This window comes from Wolbachia endosymbiont of Glossina morsitans morsitans, assembly GCF_000689175.1.
GTDB lineage: Bacteria > Pseudomonadota > Alphaproteobacteria > Rickettsiales > Anaplasmataceae > Wolbachia > Wolbachia pipientis.
The window spans coordinates 4,270-10,291 of the sequence record NZ_AWUH01000026.1 but is presented as its reverse complement, the minus strand read 5'-3'; the positions used below and the strand labels follow the sequence as shown (position 1 = coordinate 10,291).

Annotated in this window: 5 protein-coding genes and 1 pseudogene; 5 read left to right on the top strand and 1 reads right to left on the bottom strand. The window is 35.4% G+C overall.

The genetic code is table 11. The features are described 5' to 3' along the window. Nucleotides 1-216, top strand: a pseudogene (locus tag WGMM_RS00815) (ankyrin repeat domain-containing protein); the annotation flags it as partial. A 3-nt stretch (nt 217-219) separates the two neighbouring features. Here the strand turns inward: WGMM_RS00815 and secA are convergent. Further along, a complete protein-coding gene (gene secA / locus WGMM_RS00810; RefSeq protein ID WP_038248526.1) occupies nt 220-2,880 on the bottom strand; it encodes a preprotein translocase subunit SecA in 2,661 nt (886 codons plus the stop codon). A gap of 219 nt (nt 2,881-3,099) precedes the next feature. Here secA and WGMM_RS06365 point away from each other — a divergent pair, with 219 nt between their 5' ends. The 4 genes from WGMM_RS06365 to WGMM_RS00790 form a co-directional block, all read left to right on the top strand. Beyond that, the gene (locus WGMM_RS06365) at nt 3,100-3,303 is read left to right on the top strand and encodes a hypothetical protein (RefSeq protein ID WP_038248523.1); all 204 of its coding nucleotides are present in this window, start codon (nt 3,100-3,102) and stop codon (nt 3,301-3,303) included. Next, nucleotides 3,287-3,835: a hypothetical protein gene (locus tag WGMM_RS00800; protein ID WP_038248521.1), complete on the top strand. Its 549-nt coding sequence runs from the start codon at nt 3,287-3,289 to the stop codon at nt 3,833-3,835. Before WGMM_RS06365 ends, WGMM_RS00800 begins: the two co-directional genes overlap by 17 nt. A gap of 83 nt (nt 3,836-3,918) precedes the next feature. Further along, nucleotides 3,919-4,302: a hypothetical protein gene (locus WGMM_RS06360; RefSeq protein ID WP_038248518.1), complete on the top strand. Its 384-nt coding sequence runs from the start codon at nt 3,919-3,921 to the stop codon at nt 4,300-4,302. 21 nt (nt 4,303-4,323) lie between these two features. Beyond that, nucleotides 4,324-6,022, top strand: a 1,699-nt coding sequence (locus WGMM_RS00790) for a tetratricopeptide repeat protein (protein WP_338062964.1), incomplete at its 3' end; no start/stop codon positions are given.

The window sequence follows — 6,022 nt, the reverse complement described above, 5'->3', positions numbered from 1 at the left end:
CGGTCTGTTCGGATTATTGTAAAAAGAGCTATACTCGCCTATGCCACTGCATTACCTGCACTAGCAATAATTGGAATTACTGTAGCATCTGCACTGATAGTTGGTAGTATTACCTATGGAGTTACACATAAGTCATCAGAGTATTCATTAAACAGTAAGCTAAGTGAGGTTAGCTGCAGTAATGTTGATGGAAATAAACAAACTGTACAACCATAATTATTAATTCACCACAGTAACCGCGCCGTGGCAGTGTTTGTACTTCTTTCCAGAATTACAAGGGCACTTGTCGTTTCTTGAGACTTTGGGAAGTCTGCTATTTCTAGCAGAATGTAATCTATTGCCTATCTCTTGGTTGTCTGCCAACTTAAAGTGCGCTAGGCGATGAATGGTGAGTTCCTTCCATTTTTCAAGCATCGACTCAAACATCAAGAAAGCTTCGCGTTTAAATTCATTCAGTGGAACTCTCTGCCCCATAGCACGTAAGCTTATGCTTTGTCTTAGGCTCTCTAAAACTGAAAGGTGTTCCCTCGATAAATGATCAAGTGTCATTATCATCATTTGCTTCACGATCGTATTCCACAAATCTGTAGTGTGCTGACTGTTGAAATATTTTTCTTTCTCAGTAAAAAATTCTTGTATCTTATCATTTATATAATTCAAAGCTTCTTGTTTATTCAAAAACTTTGCCAAGTCTTCTTTATCAAGCGTTATTCCAATCCTTGTATGGAATTCTTTGGCTATATCTTCAACATAATCTTCGTAATAGCCACTTTGGATTATACCTTCTACTACGCTCTCATTTATTTCGCTATACACTTCAAATGTATCATTATTTTCGTTGCCTAAGATGTTGTTTCTCTGCTTAAAAATAACTTTACGTTGGTTATTGATTACGTCATCAAAGTTAAGTAGAGATTTCCGCACGTCATAGTTTCTAGCTTCAACTTTCTTTTGCGCTTTCTCGAGTGCCTTATTGATCCATGGATGATGAATAGCTTCGTTATTCTTTAACCCTACTTTTTGTAAAAAGCTTCTCATTCTATCAGAACCAAATATTCTCATTAGGTCATCTTCGAGCGATAAAAAGAACTTAGAAAGTCCAGGATCCCCCTGACGACCAGAACGGCCGCGTAATTGATCATCTATTCTCCTGCTTTCATGTCTTTCGGTTCCAACCACACATAAACCACCTGCTTTTATAGCAATTTCCTTATCTTTTTTTACTCTTTCAACTATTTCTTGATATTTTTTTTCTCTTTCATCAGCATTTTTTATTTTCTTGAGCTCTACCTTTGCGATCATTTCAGCATTTCCACCAAGCTGAATATCAGTTCCACGCCCTGCCATGTTAGTTGCTATAGTGACACTACCTGGCACCCCAGCTTGCGCTATTATGTACGCCTCTTGTTCATGATAACGAGCATTCAATACTGAATGCTTAAGAGAATGGCTTTGCAAAAGCGCAGAAAGCTTCTCAGAGTTTTCGATGCTCACCGTGCCAACAAGGACCGGTTGAAGGTGTTTGTGGCATTCTTCTATAAACTTCAACACAGCATTAAATTTTTCCTTTTCTGTACCGTAAATTTCATCATCAATATCAACTCTTTTTACAGGTACATTGGTTGGAATTTTTACTACATTTAATCTGTATATATCACGAAACTCTTCTGCCTCTGTTGCTGCTGTTCCAGTCATTCCGGAGAGTTTATTGTACATACGAAAGTAATTCTGAAATGTAACCGATGCTAAAGTTTGGTTTTCATGCTGAATTTCAAGATTCTCCTTCGCTTCAAGTGCCTGATGAAGACCATCGGAATATCTCCTGCCCTCCATCATACGCCCAGTAAATTCATCAATAATCACTACCTTGCCATCCTTTACTATATAATCTTTATCAGCAGTAAACAGCTTATGTGCACGTAATGCTTGGTCTATATAATGAGTCATTATCATGCTGTCAGTATCATAGAGCGAGGAATTTTCAGGAATGAGATTGTATGACCTCAGTAGTTCCTCCACTCGTGAAATACCATCTTCAGTCAAGAATACCGTTCTACCTTTTTCATCTACTTCATAATCATAGTCAACTAATTTGGTTACTATTTTATTGATATGCTTATATATCTGATTGTTTTCCTCAACAGGGCCAGAAATAATAAGCGGAGTGCGAGCTTCATCAATGAGTATTGAGTCCACTTCATCAACTATTCCGTAGTGAAAGCCTCTCTGAACCATGTCTTCTTGAGAAAATTTCATATTATCTCGCAGGTAATCAAAGGCAAGCTCGTTATTTGTGGAATACACGATATCTGCACTGTAAGCCTCTCTCCTCTCTTCGTCTGTCAAGTTATTCGTAATAAACGCAACAGAAACCCCAAGAGAATTATATAATTTGCTCATCCACTCTGTGTCTCGTTTTGCAAGATAATCGTTAACAGTTACGACGTGCACGCCTTTCCCTTCTAAGGAATTTAGATATGCTGCTAAAGTTGCAACGAGTGTCTTTCCCTCTCCTGTTTTCATTTCTGATATCATGCCATTGTGGAGCACCATTCCACCAATCAGTTGAACATCAAAGTGCCTCATGTTAAGAAACCTTCGAGAGGCTTCACGCACAACTGCAAATGCAGGTACGAGAAGATCATTTAACGTTTTCCCATTTTTCAATTCTCGATTGAATTCTTCAGTTTTACCAGCAAGCTCCTCATCAGATAAGCTCTGCATTTCTGTTTCTAATGCATTTATTTGCTGAACAATTTTACTAAAGGATTTTATTATCTTCTTGTTTGTTGATCCAAATATCTTTCTTATAAAAAAGAATGACAACGTAAAAATAAAAAATATAAGAATGGCTGTCAAAATTAGCGGAGAATCTAGCATAAACTTAAGTAAAGTCTTATTTAATATGAGATTATATTACTAAATGCAGCCTACAGCAATGACATATTAGATTCGGGGAATCTTTATGCTTAAGGCAGCAAACAAAATTGACCCTGTTCGGCACTGTTATTACAATGTTAAAGAATCTGTTGCATTATCTTAGGCACTTGGTGACTTTAATTTTTTATAGAAAGAAGTTATTCGTAGATTTAGTAGGGTATGAATGTAGAAAACAAACAGTCTGAAGTACTCAGTAATCGTACATTTAAGAAGAGAGATGGCACATCAACAGGTGATCATGGTCGCAAGTATGAAGTAAAATTATTAATGCTGTATCTACTTCATGGGTTAAGTAGTAAAATTGACTTTTGGTTAGCATCAAACATAGAAGGTTTTGGAGCCTTTGATGATATTTTTTTTTGAGTATAAAGATCAGAAGAACAAATCGAGAATTATCTTGGTGCAAGCTAAGCACTGCAATACACATCGCTCTTCGAAGAATATTACTTTTGGAGATTTGTTTATTGATGGAAATGATAGAAAGCAACAGAAAGAAGATTTCGGGTTAAACAAATATTTTGAATCTCATCCTGAGATTAAGCAAAACCCTGAGTGTAAGAACAGTGATATTACGCTTGTCATTCATACTAATGTCAATGTGAACCTAAAAAAAGGTACAGAGAAGCAAGGAAGCGTAGAAACATTAGAGAAGTATCTGGAAGAGTCAAAGTTAACAAATGATAACACTTTAAATATTTATGAAGGTCAAAAAGGGACGTGCTACAAAATAAAAAATCATACTGAAAAAATACTACTGAACATCAGTTGTGGTAGTGACGATGAAATAGACAAGCTAAGCACTGCAATACACATCGCTCTTCGAAGAATATTACTTTTGGAGATTTGTTTATTGATGGAAATGATAGAAAGCAACAGAAAGAAGATTTCGGGTTAAACAAATATTTTGAATCTCATCCTGAGATTAAGCAAAACCCTGAGTGTTAGAACAGTGATATTACGCTTGTCATTCATACTAATGTGAACCTAAAAAAAGGTACAGAGAAGCAAGGAAGCGTAGAAACATTAGAGAAGTATCTGGAAGAGTCAAAGTTAACAAATGATAACACTTTAAATATTTATGAAGGTCAAAAAGGGACGTGCTACAAAATAAAAAATCATACTGAAAAAATACTACTGAACATCAGTTGTGGTAGTGACGATGAAATAGAAGATTTTTTACTTAGAATAAGGTTTGTAGTTGATGAACATAATCATTCAAAATTAGATGATATTATTAAGAAAGAAATAGGGAATATATACAAAATATCAGTTATAGAACATCTTTATAGTCTCAAACCTAGAGAAGATCTATTTGAACGGTGGAACATTCCACCTAAAATAGCTAGTGGAAATTTCATTTAACGACAATATCTCAATGAAGAAATAGTAAATCATCTAAAGACAAAAAATGAGCCAGTTATATTAACTGCTTTGTACGGGTTAGGTGGAGTAGGTAAAACACAGTCAGTGCTAGATTTTATTCAAAAACATGGGAAAGAATACAAGGCAATATGTTGGTTTAATGCAAAAGATGAAGATCAACTACTCAGTGAATATGTTAATTTAGGAAGAAAATTAAACATTGTTCACGATGAAGACAACATTTCTATTGCACGGCGAGCTTATTATGTGAAAAACTGGCTAGAAGATTCTAAACGTGAAGGCTGGTTGTTGATTTATGATAATGTATCAAATTATGAAGTCATTTCTAAGCTCAGACCTACAAAAGGCGGCAAAATAATACTTACGTCTCGTAATACTGAATGGCCACAAGGGAGTATAGGTGTAGACGTTTTTACTCCCCCAGAATCAGAATTATATGTTAAGAAAATTCTAGGCCAGGTTTCAGAAAGCGATAGGCCAAATATAGGTATATTGGCAGAAAAGTTAGGTAGATTACCTTTGGCATTAGCTCAGGCTTGCGCTTACATTAAAGAAAACAAAATGACTATCTCACGTTACTTAGAAATTTATGCAGAAAGGAAGCTTTATTTATTATCTCATAAAACACTACCTAAGGATTCTAACCATGAGCCTGTGTTTATTACTTGGGATATTACAATGGACGTAATTCGTAATGAGTCTAAACTAGCAAGCAAGCTGTTAGTAGCTTGTGCATATTTAGACAATGATATTCCTAAAGATTTGTTAAGAATATTTCCTGAGATTGTAGAGAACAATTCTGAAGAAAAACCTTTTGAAGAAGTATTAGGTATATTATTGAGATATTCGATGCTAGTGTCCAATGAGCAGAGTAGTAGTGTTTCTATTCACTGTTTAGTACAAGATGTAATTAGGCTAAAGTCAAAGGAAAGTGGAAAAATTAAAAAAGATATAAAAACCGTTTTTCAATTATTAAAAGAAAGCTTCCCTGACGACAGTGACAAGTTAGAAGATTATGCTAAGAAACGACAGTTGTTACCACATTTAGAAACGTTCTTATCACATATAGATGATTGGCTAGGAAAAAATCCTTTAGAAAAGCAAACAATAGAGAAGGATTACCTTGTGGATTTGTTAATACGAATGAGTGATGAATATTATTACTTGGGTAATCCTAGAAGACAAAAGGAGTCGCTTGAACGGGTTTTACCTATCTTTAGAAAACATTATGGCCCTGATCATTTTATAGTTGCTAAACTACTGACAAACTTAGGTGGCGTTTACATAGTTTTAGGCGATCCCAAGAAAGCAAAAACGCTGCTTGCACGAGCTTTAATAATTCAAGAGAAACATTATAGCTTTGGTCATTCTGGAGTTGTTAAAACACTGATAAATCTAGGTAATGCTTATGGAGATTTAGGTGATCACAAGAAAAAAAAGGAGTTGCTTGAACGGGCTTTACCTATTTCTGAGAAACATTATGGCCATGACCATTTCGAAGTTACTGCCATACTAACAAATCTCGGCACCGCTCATTATGGTTTAGGTGATCCTCAGAAAGCAAAAGAGTTGTTTGAACGGGCTTTAGTTATCTTTAAGAAACATTACGATTCTGACCATTTTGAAATTGTTAAACCACTGGCAAACCTGGGTATCGTTTATGGTACTTTAGGTGATCCTCAAAAGGCAAAAGAGTTGC